Origin of the sequence: Saccharicrinis aurantiacus (assembly GCF_947489045.1) — a bacterium.
GTDB classification, from domain to species: domain Bacteria; phylum Bacteroidota; class Bacteroidia; order Bacteroidales; family Marinilabiliaceae; genus Saccharicrinis; species Saccharicrinis aurantiacus.
This window is the reverse complement of sequence record NZ_CANLCN010000016.1, coordinates 1-20,516: the sequence shown is the minus strand read 5'-3', so window position 1 is coordinate 20,516 and position 20,516 is coordinate 1. Positions and strand designations below refer to the sequence as shown.

13 protein-coding genes and 2 tRNA genes are annotated in these 20,516 nt (G+C 34.7%); 11 read left to right on the top strand and 4 right to left on the bottom strand.

Going from position 1 to position 20,516, the window contains the following annotated elements:
• Positions 1-14: 14 nt before the first annotated feature.
• The 9 genes from QMO11_RS16500 (at position 15) to QMO11_RS16460 (ending at position 15,010) form a co-directional block, all read left to right on the top strand.
• The gene (locus tag QMO11_RS16500; protein WP_282038458.1) at positions 15-2,894 is read left to right on the top strand and encodes a helix-turn-helix and ligand-binding sensor domain-containing protein; all 2,880 of its coding nucleotides are present in this window, start codon (positions 15-17) and stop codon (positions 2,892-2,894) included.
• 26 nt (positions 2,895-2,920) lie between these two features.
• Positions 2,921-5,782, top strand: coding sequence for a triple tyrosine motif-containing protein (locus QMO11_RS16495; RefSeq protein ID WP_282038456.1), 2,862 nt, complete (start codon positions 2,921-2,923; stop codon positions 5,780-5,782).
• 185 nt (positions 5,783-5,967) lie between these two features.
• The gene (locus QMO11_RS16490; protein ID WP_282038454.1) at positions 5,968-7,374 is read left to right on the top strand and encodes a sulfatase family protein; all 1,407 of its coding nucleotides are present in this window, start codon (positions 5,968-5,970) and stop codon (positions 7,372-7,374) included.
• Between the two features lie 61 nt (positions 7,375-7,435).
• Positions 7,436-9,019: a sulfatase family protein gene (locus tag QMO11_RS16485; protein WP_282038452.1), complete on the top strand. Its 1,584-nt coding sequence runs from the start codon at positions 7,436-7,438 to the stop codon at positions 9,017-9,019.
• An 11-nt stretch (positions 9,020-9,030) separates the two neighbouring features.
• Positions 9,031-9,228, top strand: a complete 198-nt coding sequence (locus QMO11_RS16480) for a hypothetical protein (RefSeq protein WP_282038451.1) — start codon at positions 9,031-9,033, stop codon at positions 9,226-9,228.
• A 77-nt stretch (positions 9,229-9,305) separates the two neighbouring features.
• Complete coding sequence (locus QMO11_RS16475) at positions 9,306-10,751, top strand: sulfatase family protein (RefSeq protein ID WP_282038449.1); 1,446 nt, start codon at positions 9,306-9,308, stop codon at positions 10,749-10,751.
• Positions 10,752-10,902: 151 nt separating this feature from the next.
• The gene (locus QMO11_RS16470) at positions 10,903-12,063 is read left to right on the top strand and encodes an alkaline phosphatase (protein ID WP_282038447.1); all 1,161 of its coding nucleotides are present in this window, start codon (positions 10,903-10,905) and stop codon (positions 12,061-12,063) included.
• A gap of 165 nt (positions 12,064-12,228) precedes the next feature.
• Complete coding sequence (locus QMO11_RS16465) at positions 12,229-14,472, top strand: sulfatase-like hydrolase/transferase (RefSeq protein WP_282038445.1); 2,244 nt, start codon at positions 12,229-12,231, stop codon at positions 14,470-14,472.
• 412 nt (positions 14,473-14,884) lie between these two features.
• The gene (locus QMO11_RS16460) at positions 14,885-15,010 is read left to right on the top strand and encodes a hypothetical protein (RefSeq protein ID WP_282038444.1); all 126 of its coding nucleotides are present in this window, start codon (positions 14,885-14,887) and stop codon (positions 15,008-15,010) included.
• Positions 15,011-15,221: 211 nt separating this feature from the next.
• On the opposite strand, the gene QMO11_RS16455 is transcribed toward QMO11_RS16460, so the two are convergent.
• Positions 15,222-16,673, bottom strand: a complete 1,452-nt coding sequence (locus QMO11_RS16455; protein WP_282038442.1) for a sulfatase-like hydrolase/transferase — start codon at positions 16,671-16,673, stop codon at positions 15,222-15,224.
• 10 nt (positions 16,674-16,683) lie between these two features.
• Positions 16,684-18,924, bottom strand: a complete 2,241-nt coding sequence (gene bglX / locus QMO11_RS16450) for a beta-glucosidase BglX (RefSeq protein WP_282038440.1) — start codon at positions 18,922-18,924, stop codon at positions 16,684-16,686.
• Positions 18,925-19,291: 367 nt separating this feature from the next.
• Between bglX and QMO11_RS16445 the strand changes: the two genes are divergently transcribed.
• On the top strand, positions 19,292-19,873 hold the full coding sequence (locus tag QMO11_RS16445; protein ID WP_282038438.1) for a PhnA domain-containing protein: 582 nt from the start codon (positions 19,292-19,294) through the stop codon (positions 19,871-19,873).
• Between the two features lie 144 nt (positions 19,874-20,017).
• Positions 20,018-20,266: a DUF2007 domain-containing protein gene (locus QMO11_RS16440; RefSeq protein WP_282038436.1), complete on the top strand. Its 249-nt coding sequence runs from the start codon at positions 20,018-20,020 to the stop codon at positions 20,264-20,266.
• 75 nt (positions 20,267-20,341) lie between these two features.
• On the opposite strand, the gene QMO11_RS16435 is transcribed toward QMO11_RS16440, so the two are convergent.
• Positions 20,342-20,415 (bottom strand) — tRNA-Asp (locus tag QMO11_RS16435).
• 25 nt (positions 20,416-20,440) lie between these two features.
• Positions 20,441-20,514, bottom strand: a tRNA-Asp gene (locus QMO11_RS16430).
• Positions 20,515-20,516 lie beyond the last annotated feature (2 nt).

Below are 20,516 nucleotides of genomic sequence, written 5' to 3'. Positions count from 1 at the left end.
TGAAAATTAGCGCTATGGAGAGAGTAAGGTTTTGGTTGTTGAGTACAGTTATTTGTTTTACAATTACTAACTCTCTTCATGCTCTAAATTCTTTCGTAGTACCTCAAGTTAAAACATTTTATAAGCATAATTATCAGGCTAGTAACCGTAATTGGTCAATCGCACATAGTAAAGATGGTTACCTTTATATTGGTAATAATAGTGGACTATTGTGCTTCGATGGTTATAATTGGAAAACCTATACTTTACCACGTTATTCAAAGGTCCGCTCTGTATTTGTATCTAGTTCCGATAAGGTATTTACTGGATCCTCAGAAGGGATTGGTTATTGGAGCAGATCAGTTGCAGATTCGCTCGTATACCACTCTTTAAATAATAAAGTACCAAACGGAATACTTGGGAATAAAGAAATTTGGCGAATATTTGAAATGTCTAATGGGCATATTATTTTTCAAGGATTTAATTTATTACTAAAGTTTGATGGTACTCAAATTTCAGAAATACAACATGAAACTGCACCGCATTTATTAGTAGAGTTTTCAAGCAAACTATTTTCTAGTTCTTATGGCGGTAAAATACTTGAACTAACCAACTATGGCTTAATCAACTATGTTTCATCTCCATTACTTTCCGATGTTCGAATCACTTCAATGCTACCTTTTAAAGGAAAATCAGCACTTATAACAAGCCTAAAAAATGGTTTATACCTTACTGATAATGATAAGGTAGAAAGATGGAACTGCGAAGCAAACGAGATCTTAAAAAAGGCAGGGATTAATTGCGCCGTATATCACAATGGTTATTATTACATTGGAACCGTACATTCTGGAATTTATATATTGAATGAACAAGGACAAATTCAGTATAATATTAATAGTGAAAACTACCTTCAGGATAATACAATTCAATCATTAAGTTTTGATAAGAATAATCGCTTGTGGTTTACAATGAGTGTTGGCTTAGGGTATCTTGAATTGAATACTCCAATTAGCTTTATTATTGATCATAAAAGAAAAATAGGTGCCATTCATGATGTGGCTTATTTCAATAACAAACTTTATTTGGCCACTAATAAGGGCGTTTTTGTTAAACCTCATTTTAAAGGAGATGTATTAAGTTCATTCGATGATTTTAAACCGATTACTACATTAAAAGGTTTAGCATGGTCATTAAAGCTTGCTAATAATCAATTACTATGCGGCCATAATAACGGAACCTTTCTCATAAATAAAGAGGATCAGATTACCAAAATATCCACTATTGCAGGCGGTAGGAGCTTTCATGAACTAATGGTTGATGGTAAATTATTCTTAGTTCAAACTTCTTATAAGCAATTAGTAGTATTTGAAGATTCTCCAATAAAAGGATGGCAATATAAATCTGTAATAGAAGGATTTGATGATCCAACAATGAAGGTTACTATTGATTATAAAAACCAAATTTGGGTATTAAATAATAATCAGCAAGAATTATTTCGTTTACGTTTACAAAACAATATGAAGGTACCTTATCGCTACAATATGTATGATGATAAGAATGGATTACCCAATGAATCGAAGATTCAGTTATTTGATTATAAAAAGAGGGTTATAATAACCAGTACTAAAGGTACCTATACTTACGATGAGTTAAATGATTCAATTGTAAGTTATAATAAGCTGAACGGATATTTAAAAAGATTTCAAAACTCAAAAAAGATATTTCAATACAGAAAAGATATTTTTTGGTTACTTAAAGAAAGAGAAATTGCATTAATTCAGTTTAAATCAAAAGAATCTAAAACATTAGTAAATTATAGTTTTAACGAACCTTTTGTAAGTTTGGTTGAAAATTATGAGAACATAGTGAATCTTCCTAATCTAGGAACAGTAATATGTCTCGAAAATGGTTTAGGCATAGTGAATGATAAAAATTTAGGTGAAGTTTCTGATAATAACAATGTTTACCCCTTAAAAGTTAAACTAAAGTATAATTTAAGAGATAAAGAATTTCTTAATATAGTTGAGGCAAATTCAGAAATCAATTTTCCTTACAAATATGAGAATCTTACTTTGGATGTAGCATCATTATCCTCGCCGGGTAAGAAATTAACTACAAATTGTGTCATTAAAGGAAAACAGGATAGTTTATTTATTTCGCAAACTGTGCAACAAATTCTTATACCCAAACTAAAATCAGGTAAGTATCAGATAAAGATACTTGCGAAGGACTCTTGGGGTAACTCTATTCAACCATACCTGTTAACTATAAATGTACTTAAGCCATTTTGGTTAAGTGCTCAATTTATAGGCTTGGTATTTGTTTTAAGCATTATACTAATCATTTTTGTAGCAATAAGGTTTTCTAAAAATATCCAATCAGTAATTCATTCTAAAGAATATAAAAAGGAGATAGCCATACTACAGAATGGTGCGCAAACAGAGGTGTTTGAAGAAGAAAAAAGAGATATGCAACAAGTGATTAGTAGTCAAAATAATCATATTGCAACAGAAGCATTAAATAATATTCGTAATAAAGAAGTTCTGAATACTATAATGAGTGAGTTAAAAGCTCAAAAAGAGAAACTAGGGGCAAGGTATCCTGATAAATATTATAGTAAAATTGTTGATTTGATTCAATCCAACATCCATACCGAAGACGATTGGAAAGTTTTTGAAGATCATTTTGATAAAGCCAATGGGATGTTTGTGGCTCGTTTAAAAAAGGAATTTCCCAATCTTACTTCGCGCGATGTAAGATTGTGCGCTTATTTAAAAATGAATCTTTCAAGTAAAGAAATAGCCCCATTGTTAGGCATATCAGAACGTAGTGTTGAGGTTCATCGCTATAGAATGAGAAAAAAGATGGATTTCCCCGCTGATATAAACCTGGCCGATTTTATGATATCCTTTTAAAACTCTTGTTCTAAATGCTAAACTATATGAATACCTTAAAGAGAATATTGCTATTAATTGTACTTACATATAGCACATTGTGCAGCGCTAGTAATATTGATATAATAAATATTCAAAAAGATACTTACGAGGGTTTTAGTAAAAATTGGGCCATTGATTTTGATAATAAAGGAACTGCTTATATTGGTAATGAAGCAGGTTTACTGGTTTTTGATGGACTTTCTTGGGAAATACTCAAGGTGATGGGTAACAAAACCATACGCTCTGTTTTTGTTGATGGATCACGGGTTTATGTTGGTTCTTTTGAGGAATTTGGTTATTGGGAACGTGGAGTGAATGGTAAGTTTTTTTATACCTCTTTATCAGAAGATCTAACGCAAAAACAACTTCGGAATGATATGATTTGGAAGATTGTTGCCAATGGGGATGATGAAATAATCTTTCAAGCGTTTAATACTCTGTATCGTTACAACAAACAAACCGTAGAGGTGCAGGAAATTGGTTATGGGATCATCTTTTTGCTAAAGGCAAAAAATCAAATTATAGCACAACAAACGAAGGGGAATTTAGTAAGTTATACTAATAATAAGTTTACGGAAATCCCGGGAAGTGAGGTGTTACACCAATCATTTGTTCGCGTATTTCTGCCCTTTGGTGATGATGCATACCTAATAGGATCAGCAAAAAAAGGTTTGTATATCTGGAGTCCTGAAAAGGGTTTTAAAGAATGGAAATGTAATGCCCAAGCTGAAATATTAGAAGCAAATATTAACTCAGGAAGTTTTGATGGTGAAAATTATTACATCGGAACCCTCGATAAAGGTGTATTCGTTATTAATAAAAACGGAGATATAATTAATCGGATTGAGATAGCTGAAGGCCTAGAAAGTAATTCAATATTGGATACCAAATGTGACGAATATGGGCGCTTATGGTTGGCCTTAAATAGAGGTATTTCATGTGTGAGCTTTAATAAGCCCATACAATTCATTACTAGTAGGAAGCAACATTTTGGAATTGTACAATCTGTAGCAGTTTTCAATAATGATTTTTACGTTGCTACAAATCAGGGTGTATATTATCACTCACTAAGTAGTAAAAATATTAATACGCTGAAGCTTGAAGATTTTAAACCTATTGATCAGTTAAAAGGACAAGCTTGGCGATTAAAAAAAATAAACGATCAATTATTTTGCACACATAATAGAGGAACCTTTGAAATTAAAGGAAAGGATGCTATAAAAGTTACCAATACGGGTGGAGGAAGTAACATTAAACCCATTACAATTAATGGGGAAGATTACTTACTTGAAAATACCTATACATCATTAGTTACTTATAAAGAAGTAGATGGAGAGTATAAATTTAATAAAGTATTGCGCGGATTTTTTGAACCTTCGCGCAATATGGAAATCGATAGACAAAATAATATATGGGTTTCCCACTCACGACGAAAAGAGATATTTAAAGTCAGTGTAGATGATATAGATACGCCACTTAATAAAGTAAGATATGGAAGGCGAAATGGCCTACCAAAGAATTTTGGAAATAAGGTTTGTAAAATAGATGAACGCATTGTATTTACAAGCCCCTTCGGTTTATTTACCTATGATGAGCTAAGAGACTCTATAGTTAGATACAACAAAATGGAGAGGTATCTGAATGAATATAAATTGGCTAATAATATTATAAAATCAGGTTCAACTGATTATTGGTTTACATTACCGCCCAAAGCAGCACTCTTTAGATTAGAATCAGATACTTTACGTAAAGTTTTTGAATATACATTCTCCAATCCTTTTAGCTCTTTAGATGAGAAGCACCCTGAAATTATCGATTTAAATGACTCAATAAACATCTTTTGTCTTGAAAATGGCTTCGCAATATTTAATAAACAGGCTTATAACAATACTACTCAATTTCCTATTCATTTAAAGTCAGTATTATTACGAACTAAAAAGGGCTTAAAAACGGTATTTCCTATCGGAGATGAAAATAGATTCGAATATGCTAACAATAATATTGTATTTGAATTTATGTCAATGACAAGCGTGAGTGCTCCTGTTGACTATGAGTATAAGTTAGAAGGACATAACAAAAGGTGGCTAAAAGCGAATAGCAGAAATAGAGCATACTTCTCAAACCTAAAGTGGGGGACATATACTTTTAAAGTTAGAGGTGAGGATGCATATGGAAAAAAACTACTGCCAGTTAATTACAAATTCACTATTCGTAAACCCTATTTTATTAAACCTGGTTTTATCATTCTTTCATGTATTATATGTATAGTATTTCTCTTTATAATATCATCCTTAATAAGGAAAGTAATAAAGAAAAAGCGCAGCCGATTAATTGATAAAGAAAAAAACAAATGGGATAAGATTCATTCTGAAGAAAAGAAGGAACAAGAAGAAAAAATGGTACGTTTAAAAAATGATCTTTTAGAAAAAGAAATACAGCATCAGAGTACCGAGTTAGCAAACAGAACCATTGCCACCATCAAGCGAAAAGAGGTGCTCAATGAAGTACGAACGGAGATTATTAAACAGCAAGAGAACCTTAAGGTTAGTTATCCTGAGAAATATATGCAGCGGATCATTAGAATGATTGATAGAAGTATTGAAGATGAAGATGACTGGACTGTTTTTCGTAGCCACTTTGATAGGGCACACGAAGATTTTTTTAAGAGAGTAAAACAAAAGTATCCTGATTTAACACCAAAAGATCTTAGGCTATGTGCCTATTTAAAAATGAACCTATCAACAAAAGAAATTGCACCCCTAATGAATGTATCCTCCCGAAGTGTAGAGGTTCAAAGGTATAAAGTAAGGAAGAAATTAGGTTTAGATCATGATGAAAACTTAACAGAGTTTATTATCCTATTATAATAATTATTGCAATTTATTCAGCTGTAGATGAGTGTTTTATATGTGCTAAATCAGCACCTGTATGGTTAATATATCATAAGTACTCTCCATCTTACTTTCATTTTGAAATTCATGATGTAGTATAATTTAAGGTTACCAATATTAGATTGTATAGTTTCGTTAGCATAATATTAAACCCATTTATTATGACTAAAAAACGATTTTATTTCGCAATATCTGTCATTTTATATTGTACTCTAATAAACAAGGTATATGCCCAAGAAAAGGGAGATAAACCTAATATTATTATAATTTATGCCGATGATATGGGCTTTGGTGATGTTGGCTACAATGGTTGTGATGATATCTCAACGCCAAATATCGATAAGTTAGCGTCTAATGGAATACAATTTACTCAAGGGTATGTATCTGCTTCAGTATGCGCACCTTCACGAGCAGGCCTTTTATCAGGGATTTACCAACAGCGTTTTGGATTAGGAGAAAATTGTAGTGCCAGTGGTTGGCCAGATTCAGAAATTTCACAAGGTTCAGGTATACCAGAAGAGATTACCATAGCACCCGAATTGCTTAAAAACTATGGTTATAGAACGGGAATGGTTGGTAAGTGGCACTTAGGTATGGCAGAGACCAAGAGACCCAATGCAAAAGGTTTCGATTATTTTTATGGCTTCTTGAATGGATCACATTCCTATTACGAATCAAAACTTGAAATGGGTAAGAAAAAGGGTTTATGGCCCTTATTCAATAATAACGAACCAACTTTATTTGACGGTTATTTAACAGAGGTTTTTACCAAAAAAGCAATTGAGTATATCCAATCGGATATTAATCAGCCCTACTTTTTATATCTGTCGTATAATGCAGTGCATCATCCATGGGAAGTGCCTGATGAATATATCCAAAGAGTATCGCATATACAATTGCCCAATAGAAGAAAATTTGCAGCAATGGTGTTAGCACTTGATGATGGTGTAGGTGAAGTTGTAAATACAATTAAAACTAGAGGAGAAGAAGAGAACACAATAGTGATTTTTATAAGTGATAATGGTTCGCCTAAAGGACAGGAGAAAACGGATAACCCTAATGATTACATGTCGTCTACAGGTGGTTTGCGAGGTTGGAAAGGTGATACTTACGAAGGAGGTATAAGAGTTCCATTTATTATAAAGTGGCCGCAGCAATTAAAACCGGCAGTTTATAGCAAACCTGTTAGCAACTTAGATATTTTGCCAACACTACTAGGTGAATTAAAAATAGAAACTGATATAAAATTTGACGGGGTGAATTTAATGCCTCATCTGCAAAGAGAAAATACAAAAGCACCTCACGAAATACTTTATTGGCGAAGAGGTAATGATTATGCAATACGTCAGGGGGATTGGAAGCTATGTTATAATGATAGGGGCGCTACTACTATTGATAAAAGAGAGCTATTTAATTTAGCTGAAGATCCTTACGAAACATCAAACTTAATAAGCGAGTTTCCCCAAGTAGCTATAGAACTACAAACAATATTTGATAATTGGGATGGTCGTTTGCCTAATTCAAAATGGTGGAAGGCTCCAATAAACAGAATTACAATAAGTAATTGATTAGGAGTAACTCAGATATATTAAGAAATATAATTTTAAACAACCCATAAAATAAAACACAATGCGCAAAATAGTATCAATAAGTTTAATGGCAATCTTGTTCTTAGCTTCATGCTCACATGGTAAAAAACCAGAGAACAGTAAAAAACAACCAAATATTGTATTCATTTTCAGCGATGATCATGCCTATCAAGCCATCAGTGCCTATGGTGGCATATTAAAGGATTATGCACCCACTCCTAATATAGATCGTATAGCAGACGGAGGTATGTTATTTAATCGTTGCTTGGTAACCAATTCGATTTGCGGACCATCTAGAGCAACTATTTTAAGTGGTAAATATGGGCACCTTAATGGGTTTGTATCCAATGAAGGCGGAACTAGCTTTAATGGTGATCAAGTTACTTTTCCTAAATTATTGCAAGAGGCAGGCTATAAAACGGGTATTGTGGGTAAATGGCATTTGGGCTCTAAGCCAACAGGTTTTGATTATTGGGAGGTGCTACCAGGACAAGGATTTTATTATAATCCAAAGTTTGATACTCCAAATGGCGTTCACACTGAAACAGGTTATGTAACTGAGCTGATTACCAATAAAGCTATAGAATACATGAATGGAGCATTAGCTGATGAGAAGCCATTTATGCTTATGTTACAGCATAAAGCACCGCATAGAGAATGGGAACCAGGACCTCAAGAATTAGAATTATATAAAGATGTAGTTTTTCCTGAACCAGAAACATTATTTGATGATTATAAAAACAGGGGAAGAGCTGCCAAAGAGCAAGATATGTCTATTGAACATACCATGCGATTAGATAGAGATTTAAAAATGTTTGAGGGTGAAAAGTTAGGTACTACTGCCCGTTTAAATCAAGAGCAAGAAAAGGCATGGGATAAGGTGTATGACCCCATTATTAGCCAATTTATAAAAGACAATCCAAAGGGAAAAGACTTAATAAGATTTAAATACCAACGCTATATGCAAGATTATTTGGCATGTATTGCTAGTGTGGATAAGGGAGTAGGTCAGGTTTTAGATTATTTAAAAGCCAATGGATTAGAAGAAAATACCATTGTGGTATACTCATCTGATCAGGGTTTTTATTTAGGAGAACATGGTTGGTTTGATAAACGTTTTATGTACGAAGAATCTTTACGTACCCCATTAATTGTTAAATGGCCTGGTGTAACAGAACCAGGGAGCGTAAATAAAGATTTAGTTTCTAATCTTGATTTTGCCCAAACTTTCTTAGATATGGCAGGAGCAAAAGCTGATGAAGAGATGCAAGGTAGAAGCATTGTACCTGTTCTAAAAGGAGAAACACCATCTGACTGGCGTCAAGATCATTATTACCATTACTACGAATATCCTAGTTGGCATATGGTTAAGCGTCATTATGGAATTACTACAGCGCGTTATAAGCTAATTCATTTTTATCATGATGTAAACGAGTGGGAAATGTACGATTTACAGGAAGATCCCAATGAATTGAATAATCTATACAATGATATGGCATATGCTGAAGTACAGAAAGATTTGCATATCAGGTTAGAAAGACTTAGAAAGCAGTATGGTGATAGTGATGAATTAACGCAAAAATATTTAAATGATTCGTTAAATAAATTAAAGCATCTAGAGTAAACATTACGAAAATGAATATAAGTAAATACCTTAACTATAATACCATTGAGTATATCTCCGTACACTATAGTAATGGAAATACCGAATCAATAGTAAATAATAATATTAACAAGGATACTCTAACGCAAATTGAGAATGCCAATTATTGTTTTTTGGTGGTCAATTATATAAACGGTAAAGCGGAAATTATTAAGGGTGAGCTCTTTTGATATTAGTAAAAGTGGTTTTGCGTCATTTAGTATAACTGTGCACTAATATATTTTAGGGTATGATAAATTTTAATCTTATGAAAATAAATGTAATAAGTATTGTTTTAACTCTCATTATGATTTGTGGAGGATTACAAGCAAAAGGTAAGAAATCACCTACTAACTTTATTATTATTTTAGTTGATGATATGGGCTATGGTGATGTAGGCTATATGGGCGCAAAAGATATGCTCACTCCAAACATAGATAAATTAGCTACTGAAGGGACCTATTTTACGCAAGGCTACGTTAATTGTTCTGTTTGTGGTCCATCAAGGGCTGGTTTATTATCGGGTCGTTATCCTGCAAAATTTGGTATTAATGGAAACTTTGGTCCCAAATCAAAAAAAGGTTTTCCCCTTGATCAGCCAATGCTTCAGGATAAATTAAAAGAAGTGGGTTACAAAACTGGGTGTGTTGGCAAATGGCATTTCGGATTGGCAAAAGATACCTTTAAACCTTGGAATCGTAATTATGATTTCTTTTATGGTTTCCTAGCCGGAGGTCACGATTACTTTTGGGCCGATACAAGCTACAATGCGCGAAAAGACAATTGGCCAATTCATGGGAGCAATGGAGAAATTTTAAAGTATACAAAAGGCGATTATTTAACCAATAAGTTTAGTGAAGAAGCGGTTCGTTTTATCGATGAAAATCATGACGAACCATTCTTTCTTTACCTTGCATATAATGCGGTACATTATCCTTGGTCGGCAACAGAAGAGTGTCTTGATCGTGTTGATGAATTTTATGATTATGACCTTAAATACCGACGAATATTAGCTGCCATGACACTAGCAGTTGATGATGGCGTGGGTGATATTACAGAAGCCTTAAAGAAATATGGGATTGATGAAAATACCGCTATATTTTTCTTGTCGGATAATGGTTCTCCGGGCAATGTGGCTGGTAAAACAAAAATTAATACTGGAGAACATTTTATGAGCAGTACTATGGGGCTTCGTGGTTTTAAGGGTGATACCTACGAAGGAGGTATTCGTATTCCATTCTGTGTAAAATGGCCGGGTCAGGTTTCTGCAGGCAAACGTTATAACGAGCCGGTAATTTCAATCGATATCATGCCTACCATTACTGATTTTTTGGATATTGAAGAACCTGCTACAGGATACGATGGAGTTAACTTATTACCTTTTCTGAACGGAGAAAATACACATATGCCACATAATTACGCTTATTGGCGATATGTTGATGATTATGCCTATAGAAAAGGAGATTGGAAATTGACATGGAACGATCAGGAGAAAGTTTTGTATATGACCAACGATAAGATAGAGCCAAAGGAAAGTATTAAGCCCAAACTTTTTAATATAAAATTAGATCCCTACGAACGACACGATTTGGCTAAAATGTATCCTGAAATATATAAGGAATTGCAACAAGAGTTTGATGCAATGGATTCTAAAATGCCAGATGCTGGTCTTTGTCCTGTGCCCTTTAATCGCAAATTGCCTAGCGAATTGTAATTGAGTTGGGCTTTTGTGTAAAGTGAAGAGTAATGTAACTTACTCTTAAAGAGTAGCTCACGGAGTGAAGTGATATACGGAATTGCTAATCATATATTTCACTCTTCTAACACTATTATAAAAAATATAAACTTAAAATATCCGATTTAAGATGAATTTAAAACATACTATTGCAGTTTCTCTAATAATTCTGCTCGGTCAGTACAACCTTCTAGCTCAAGAAAATTATAAAGTAGATGACACCAAGAATTATTTTGAAAATAAGGAAACCTATCAGGTTGCTACCTACGAAAATGTTAGCTTTAAAAGTAAGCCCAAAAATATCATTCTGTTTATAGGTGATGGAATGGGGGTAACTCAACTATATGCAGGAATCTCAGCAAATGGAGGAGCTCTTAATATGACTCAAATGAAAGAAATTGGGTTTAGTTTTACACAAAGTGCTAATAATTATATTACCGATTCAGCAGCAGGAGGAACAGCCTTAGCATGCGGAGTTAAAACTAATAATGGTGCCATTGGAGTAGATGAAAATAATAAAGCCGTTTCTAATATGATTGAAATAGCCGAAAAGAATGGCAAATCAACTGGACTTGTTTCTACATCATCAATTACGCATGCAACTCCGGCTTCGTTTATCGCACATCAACCTAAAAGATCCATGAACGAAGAGATAGCAGCTGACTTTTTAAAAACGGATATAGATGTTTTTATTGGCGGAGGAGAAGATTTCTTTGTTAAGCGTAAGGATGAAAGAAATTTATTAGACGAACTAAACAAGAAGGATTATACAGTACTTAAATCCATTGATGAAGCTGCTGATATTAAGGAAGGAAAGCTTGCTGTTTTAACTGCACCAAAACACAATGGAAAAAGGGATGAGCGAGCTCCAGATATGTTAGAGAAATCAACAATGAAAGCTATTGAGCTCCTATCAAATAATAGTGATGGTTTTTTCTTGATGGTAGAAGGAAGTCAGATAGATTGGGGAGGACACCAGAATAACATCTCATATATTACAAATGAGGTGTTAGATATGGACAAAGCCATTGGTGAAGCCATGGCATTTGCCGCAAAAAATAAGGAAACCTTGGTTATAGTAACAGCCGATCATGAAACTAGCGGACTTGCAATAGTTGGTGGTAATGAAAAAGAAGGGAAGATAAAAGCCGGTTTTGCAACCAAAGGTCATACAGCTGTTATGGTTCCTGTACTAGCTTTTGGACCAGGTTCGGAAGAGTTTTGTGGCTTTTATCAGAATACTGAAATATTTAAAAAGATGCTTAAAGTTGGCAAGTATAATAAACATTAATTAATTAGTATTATCTTGTAAATAAGGCTTTTGTAAAAGGGGTGTTTAGTGTGTATAGGTGATGTAATCACAAATAATAAATCAGTGAAATAGATTGGTAAGTACCTGTTTGAGAAAATAACCATTCTGTGATATAATTTTACAACTGTACTAAAACCAAAATTTATGAAATTTAAAGTATACATATTAAATTTTCTTTTATTCCAATCTGTCTTCGCATGGAGTCAGCAACCGAATATATTAGTTATTACAGCTGATGATATGAACTGGAATACAGTGGCCACTTTTGGCGGAGAACAGCAAGGCGAAAATGTAACTCCTAATATTGATAAACTAGCATTAGAAGGTGTGCGATTTATAAATGCTCATGTGGCTTCTACGGCTTGTATGCCCTCGCGTAATGCTATTAATACGGGGCGCTTGCCGCATAGGAGTGGTGGTGAGGGGTTTCATGATCTCCGCTTTAAGGATATTCCAACAATTCCGAATGTATTTGATGCCAATGGGTATTTTGTAGGTATTTTAGGTAAAGTGCCGCATAGTACTCCATACGAAGGGGTAACACCATGGCATTTAGCAGAAGAAATGGAACGAAATACCAACACCTTCTATCAGCGCACTTCAGAAGTAATAGATTCCGCACTTAATACTGTTGGTAAACCATTTTACCTAATTGTTAACTCCCACGACCCACACCGTCCTTATTATAGTCTTAATAGTGTTGGTACTGATTTAGGGGATAGTAAATCACATCCATCTAAAATATATTATCCTGAGGATGTAATTATGCCATCATGGTTACCAGAGCATGAAAATACTCGTAAAGAAATGGCGGAGTACTTGTGCACATCGCGCAGATTAGATGATGTAGTGGGTGAGGCTTTAAAAGTATTAGATGAACAAGGTATTGCGGATAATACTTTAGTTTTCTTTTTATCTGATCATGGAATGGCAGCTCCTTCCATCAAGTCAAATATTTATCACCATGCCACAAAAACGCCTCTTATTATGCGTTGGCCTAACAATGCAAATGTGCTTGCGGGTTCAACTGTTGAGGAACTGGTTTCGGTTTTAGATATTTTTCCTACCATAACAGAAGCTTGTGGGATTGATGAACCAACTGGCCTTGATGGTAAATCGCTATTGCCATTGCTAGCAGGTCAAACGCAGTCTGGTCGCGATACATTATTCTCAACCTATAATACTACTATTGGCAAAAATATTTATGGATTCAGAAAAGTACATTCTAGCAAATATGCCTATATATTTAATCCTTGGCACGATGGCAGAACAACCTACAATAGTTCTTCTTTAGGGGCAAGTTTTTTTGAAACAATGCTAAATATTGGGCAAACGGATAATTATTGGCAAGAACGATGTGATTTTATTCTAATCAGAACTCCAGAAGAATTTTATGATGTAGAATTAGATCCGGATTGTTTAAATAACTTGATTGATGATGCAGCATATGCTGATGAAATAACAGAATTTAAGGCAAGCCTAGTTAATGTAATGACTCAAAGTGATGATTATATGTTATCAGTATATCAAACATGGGAAACAACACAGAATGTTACATCTACCTATAATGAGTTTGTTAGGGTAATTGAAGAAAATGATTTGGTTGGTCATGCACCAAACTTTGTAGATGTTGACGATAAATGGACCATTTATCCTCCAGAGGGTAGTATTTATGCTGAGGATTTTGAAAATACCATATATAAATATGGTGTATTAGGAGGTGCCACAGTTGATATTGTTGAGAATCCTAAAAAGGAAGGAATCAATACGAGTGACCAAGTTCTAAGAGTCATCCGAGAAGATAGTAATAGGAATAGTTACGTGGGAACATCTGCAGTGGTTGGTGTTTTTGATGCACCTCGTTATTTACATATGAAAATACTAAAAGACAGAGCGAGTGCAACGTATTTCCAGTTTTCTACTGCAGACAATGGCAATAAAGTTAAAAAAGGCCCAATGTCACCTTACGATGCTGATCGCCTTGGCGAATGGCAAGATTTGGTTTTTGATATGGGAGAATATAACGATTGTGGTAAAATTTTCATTCAACCCGATCATTCAACAGATTGGGGCAGCTATACCACATACGTTGATGATATTATTCTCAATAACGACCCTCATTCTAGAGAGCTAATGCCTACTGGAATTGATGTAGCAGATGCAAACAACTTATCTGTATATCCAAACCCTGCAAACAATCGCTTATATATTGATAATATTGAATATAAGAATGTACAGATTGTGGATGTAAAGGGTAAAGTAATAAAGCACGTTAGTTATCAGACTGCTCAAAGTGGAATTGATGTATCAGACCTAAATATTGGATATTACTTTGTACGTATTTCACAAGATAAGCAAGTGTTGGTGCGTAAGTTCCTTAAAAAATAATGTTACCAATTTGGTTTCGATTTAATAGCTAGTATTTCTCAATTAACTTTAGTGAGTTAATTATTAAGTACTAGCTATTTATAATGTTATTAATATCTCGTTTATTGGTTTTCTGTTTTACATTATCAAGAGCTGTTGCCTTATAAAGGAAAACTACTAAGGCTATCAGGCTTTTATCACTGTCAGTTTGGTTTGAGATATTTGAAGCTTATTTAATTCAGTTTACCCTTGGGTATTATTAAAGAGAGCAGCACGGCATAAAGAAACTCCATCAAGCCATAAAGTTTTCGTTCAAGGTCATCAGTAAATCATTCAAAGGCATTGGTAAATGGCATAAGGTCATATACGAATAACTCAAGGCCTCTGGCGAATGATTTTAGGTCACCTCGAAATCGTTGCAAGTCACTCAGAAATGATTTTTGGTCGTGCCAGAATCATTTCAGGTCACTCAGGAATGGCTCCAGGTCATACAGAAATCATTCAAGGTCACTCAGAAATCATTCAAGGTCACTCAGGAATGGCTTCAGGTCATTATTGAAACAGATCGTCCTAATCAAAAATAAATATTATGAGTAAAGTAATCGATGCTTTAATTAGCAAAGCTAGTGTAGCCATTACAAACTGCAAATAAAAGAAGATGGTGAGCAAAAAGAGGTCACTTGAGTTACGAGTAGAGCGAAAGCAAAAAAAATCCCTGATTCAAACTGTATAAATAGTTCAAATCAGGGATTAAATACGTGTATGTTTCTTTATTTTATAATAGCTCTATCATTCTCCCAATAATAGGCTTTATTATCATTAAAAGATTCTAAATCTCTAGTGCAAGGCCAAGTTGTGCTAACTCTAATGCCCAGCTTTCTTCCGGCAGGGAAACCAACGGCGGTATTTTTGTGCCATTGTTCACCTCTTAGTGTCATGTCATATACTAATTCCTGATATTGAGGCTCGTTTATTAAGTTAACAGATTCTAGCGGATCATTTTTTAGGTCATATAATTCTTGGGCTTTATTTTGCCAAATTAGTTTCATATCTCCATTACGATACACCAATCTTTCGCGGTGCATCCAAAATACATCTCGAGGATCTAAAGCCTGATTATCAAATAAACTAGCTGAAAGGTTAACCCCATCAGGTCTTTTTTCTGAAGTATATGAAGATTTGGTGATATCCATTATTGTAGGAAATAAATCCATGGTTAACATTACTTGATCGTTTATCTTAGCTTCAAGTTTTCCTTTCCAATAAAAAAGAGTAGGTACTTTTAAACCTCCTTCATACATATCAACTTTATGACCTCGGTTATCACCATTTACCTTTCCATATTTTACTCCAGTAGGTTCTCCGCCATTGTCCGATGTGAAAATAATTAGTGTATTTTCCAACAGATTATTTTTTTCGAGTGCCTCAATAATTCTACCCACACCATCATCCATTGCCGAAACCATCTCTGAATAACGACGCATATATTCATCCTTAGGGAACTTGTTATCCACTTTGTAAGTATAAAAGTCATCAGTTCGTAAAGGAGGATCATTAGGTCCTTGCATTGGCACGTGTACCGCAGCTTCGGGCAAATAAATAAAGAATGGATGTTCCTTTTCTTTCTCTATAAAATTAACAACGGCATCATTTAATAAGTGTGTTACATATCCTTCTTCTGTACTAGGTTCATGATGTACAAACCAATCAATTTCACTTTCGGTATTGTGTTTAGATATAAAATCGATGTTGCCATCCAAAAAGCCCACAAAATCATCGAAACCATGCGCTTTGGGTTGATATGCTTCTCCAGATCCTAAATGCCATTTACCAAATACGCCAGTTTTGTAACCGTTTTCTTTTAAGATAAGAGGTAGAGATGGATTTGTTCGTGGATCGAATCCAATGCTATCAACGCAATGAAAATAAATATGATCTAAGCCAACTCTTTGCTGGTATCTGCCAGAAAGAAGTGCTACGCGTGTGGGAGAGCATACTGTACTATTTGCATAAAAGTTAGTACACTTAACCCCATTATTAGCTAGTTTATCTAGGTGAGGTGTTGATATGCCTTCTCCGCCAAAACTGCTCAAACCAGCATAACCTAGGTCATCAGCAAGGATTATAATTACATTTGGTTTCTTTGGTGGGGTATTCGCTCTGTTGCAAGAACAGAGCAAAATGGCCATCAAAAACACGCTATATATAAGAACTTTATTCATCATCAAGGTTTTATTTGTTCCAAACTATGCTAGCTGAATTTACTTCACTTGAGTTTGTTCCGATATAGATATTAAATTCACCAGGTTCCCAATCATAAACCAATTCTGAATTAAAAAACTTTAGTTCCTCAGGAGTAATAGTGAAGCTTACTGTTTTAGTTTCTCCGGCAGCTAGTGAAACTTTATTGAACCCTTTAAGTTCCTTAACGGATCTAGATACAGAGGCCTTAGGATCGTTGATATATAGTTGAACAATTTCTTCACCATCTACTTTACCCGAGTTTGTTATCTCCACAGATGCAATGAGTTTATCATCACCTTCTAAGGTGTTTTTGCTAAGTGTGATATCGCTGTAGTTAAACGAGGTGTAGCTTAATCCATATCCAAAAGGAAAAAGAGGTTCATTAGGTACATCTAAGTACTTAGATGTAAATTTGTGATTATGATCGATTGGTCGACCCGTTTTTTTATGATTGTAATAAATTGGTATTTGCCCAACATTACGAGGAAAGGTCATTGTTATTTTTCCTGAGGGGTTATACGCTCCGAAAAGAACATCGGCTATACCATTTCCGGCTTGTACACCAGCATGCCATGTTTCAAGTATCGCATCCACATTATCATTTTCCCAAGTTAGCGTTAAGGGACGTCCATTACTTAATACTAATACTACAGGTTTTCCGGTGTTCAATAGTTCTTGTAAAAGGCGTTTTTGACATGCGGGAATAGAAATATCAGAACGACTTGCAGCTTCGCCAGACCATTTTCTAGGTTCTCCAAGTACTGCAACAATTACATCAGACCTATTAGCTGTTTCAATAGCTTTCTTAAGTTTAGCCTCAGATTCCTTAGGGTCGATAGTAATTTCTCCATTGCTTTTACTGTTTATATTTAAAAGGTAAGGATGCTCTGTGAAAAAAGAACCTTCAGCATATAGCACCTTGGTTTGCTTACTAGCTGCATTTTGGATTCCTTCTAATATTGTAATGATGGGTTCCGTATCTCTTGTGGCAGCCCAAGTACCTAACATATCAATTTTAGTATTTGCAAGGGGACCAATTACTGCAATGGTACCTTCATTTTTAAGCGGAAGTATGTTGTTATTGTTTTTTAATAGAACGCATGATTTTGCAGATAACTCTCGGGCGTAATCTTGATGCTCATCGCATAGCAGTACTTTTTTTGCACGTTTCTTATCATGATATTGGAAAGGTTTATTAAATAAGCCCAATTTGTATTTTGCCTCTAACACTCTTTGGCAAGCCAAATCAATTTCATCTTCGCTTACTTTGCCTTCCTTTAATGATTGACTTAGCGTACCAATATACGACTGGCCAACCATATCCATATCAACACCTGCTTTAAGTGCTTTAACAGCTACCGTTTCTAAATCGCCTAAGCCATGATGCATCATTTCATTAATGGCCGTAAAATCGGTTACAACAAAACCATTAAAACCCCATTGGTCTCTAAGTAAATCAGTCATTAGCCATTTGTTACCCGTTGCCGGAACCATATCAATAACATTAAAAGAAGTCATGGCTGTGGCAGCTCCGGCATCAAAAGCTGCTTTGTATGTTGGTAAGTAATCCTGAAACATAGATATCTTACTCATGTCTACGGTATTATAATCTCTTCCAGCTTCCGAGGCACCATAAAGGGCAAAGTGTTTAACGCAGGCTAATATGGTATTCTCTGCACTAAGGTCGTTGCCCTGATAGCCTTTAACATAAGCCTCTGCAATTTTACTGCCTAAGTAAACATCTTCACCTGCACCTTCAGCAACGCGTCCCCAACGTGGGTCTCTACTAATGTCAACCATTGGAGAGTATGTCCAGTTTATTCCATCGCAGCTTGCTTCAATTGCTGAGATACGTGCCATCTTTTCAATACTTTCAACATCCCACATACACGACATAGCTAACGGAATTGGAAATGTTGTTTTATAACCGTGAATAATATCCCTTCCTGTAATTACCGGAATACCCATTCTTGATTCTTCAACTGAGGCCTTTAAACTATTGTATCCTCCGGAAGCACCAATAAGTCCTTTTTTTATGAATTCTATTTTTCCTTCACCTTCTGAAATCACAGGAAGATTACCAACTCCTGATGAAAGGTTTAGTTGTCCTAGTTTCTCTTCAAGGGTCATTCTATTCATTAAGCTATCTATAAATGTCTCCATGTTATTATTTTGAGCACCAATAGAAACTGATAATAGTAGGCAGATAATTAATGTGTAATTTTTCATACAGTAGTTTTTATGTTTTAAATTCCTTATAAAATTAGGATAGAAACAAAGGAATACTCAGTAAACTTCATCAACTTAAGTTTCATAAGCTAAATATTATAGCTTATCACACCACAACATTACCTATACAAATACTATTTTTAGAAATAACATAACTCATTAATCTATTATAATATAGTATATAAGCGAAAATCTTGGTCGAAAGGGATAAATTGGATATTACGTACAAATAATTCGGCACCATATTTTAATAAGTTGCTCCCTTTATTTTTATTACAGGTAAGCCTGATCAACTAAAATTTAAACACACTTAGTATACTTGCTTTGTAAATAGTTATATTTGCGATACAAAAATTTTCAGATCAAAATGAGCATAGAAAAAGATATTATCAAAAGAAGTAATTCAAGTTGTGAACTTTGCGGATCAACTGAAAGTCTATCGATATATACGGTACCAGCCTCTCCTAAGGATGGTATTGATGCAAGCATTCATATATGTAATACTTGTGCCTCTCAAATTAACAACCCAGAAACGGTTGATGTTAATCATTGGCGCTGTTTAAATGACAGTATGTGGAGTGAAGTTCCGGCGGTACAAGTGATGGCTTGGCGTATGTTAAATCGCTTAAAAGCAGAAGGCTGGCCTCAGGATTTATTAGAGATGCTTTATCTTGAAGAAGATATGAAAACATGGGCAGAAGCTGATGGTGATGGGGAAGAGGATGAGTTTGCCATTAAGCATATTGATAGTAATGGTGTTCGTTTACAAGCTGGTGATACCGTAGTTTTAATAAAAGATTTGAATGTTAAAGGCGGTGGATTTACAGCAAAAAGAGGTACTGCAGTAAGAGGAATCGGACTTGTGCACGATAATGCAGAGCAAATTGAAGGAAGAGTTAATGGGCAGCATATTGTATTGCTAACTCAATACGTTAAGAAAACAAATTAAAATACCATACAGTTTTAACTGAATAAGGCCTTGTGACTGATATTGCAGGGCCTTTCTGTTATAAAGGCTCTAATAGTCAATAATCAGATGAACACTCGATTAATAATTATTAGTAACTTATCATTTTTATAAAACTAATTTGATATGAAGACTGAAATTATTGAATTACTTACAATTGGAGATAAGCTTATTGCTGAAGAAATACAAAGGATACTTGAAGATAAAGGGATTTATGCCCTATTAGAGTCTGATAACCCTGCCTCATCATTTTTAAATACTTCTGCTGGTACAGGTACAATTGAGAATATAAGTATAAAAATAAACAGTTTAGATTACGAAAAAGCAAGCACTGTTATAAAAGACACTAGCTACAGCGATTTGCTAACTAAATGATAACTGACTTAAAGCCAAAGTGTAAACTATTTTACACGAAAAAAGGGAAACTAAATAATTAGCTTCCCTTTTTTGCGGTCTGGACGGGACTCGAACCCGCGACCTCCGGCGTGACAGGCCGGCATTCTAACCAGCTGAACTACCAGACCCGGTCTTTTTGTTTTTTATATAATGCGGTCTGGACGGGACTCGAACCCGCGACCTCCGGCGTGACAGGCCGGCATTCTAACCAGCTGAACTACCAGACCAG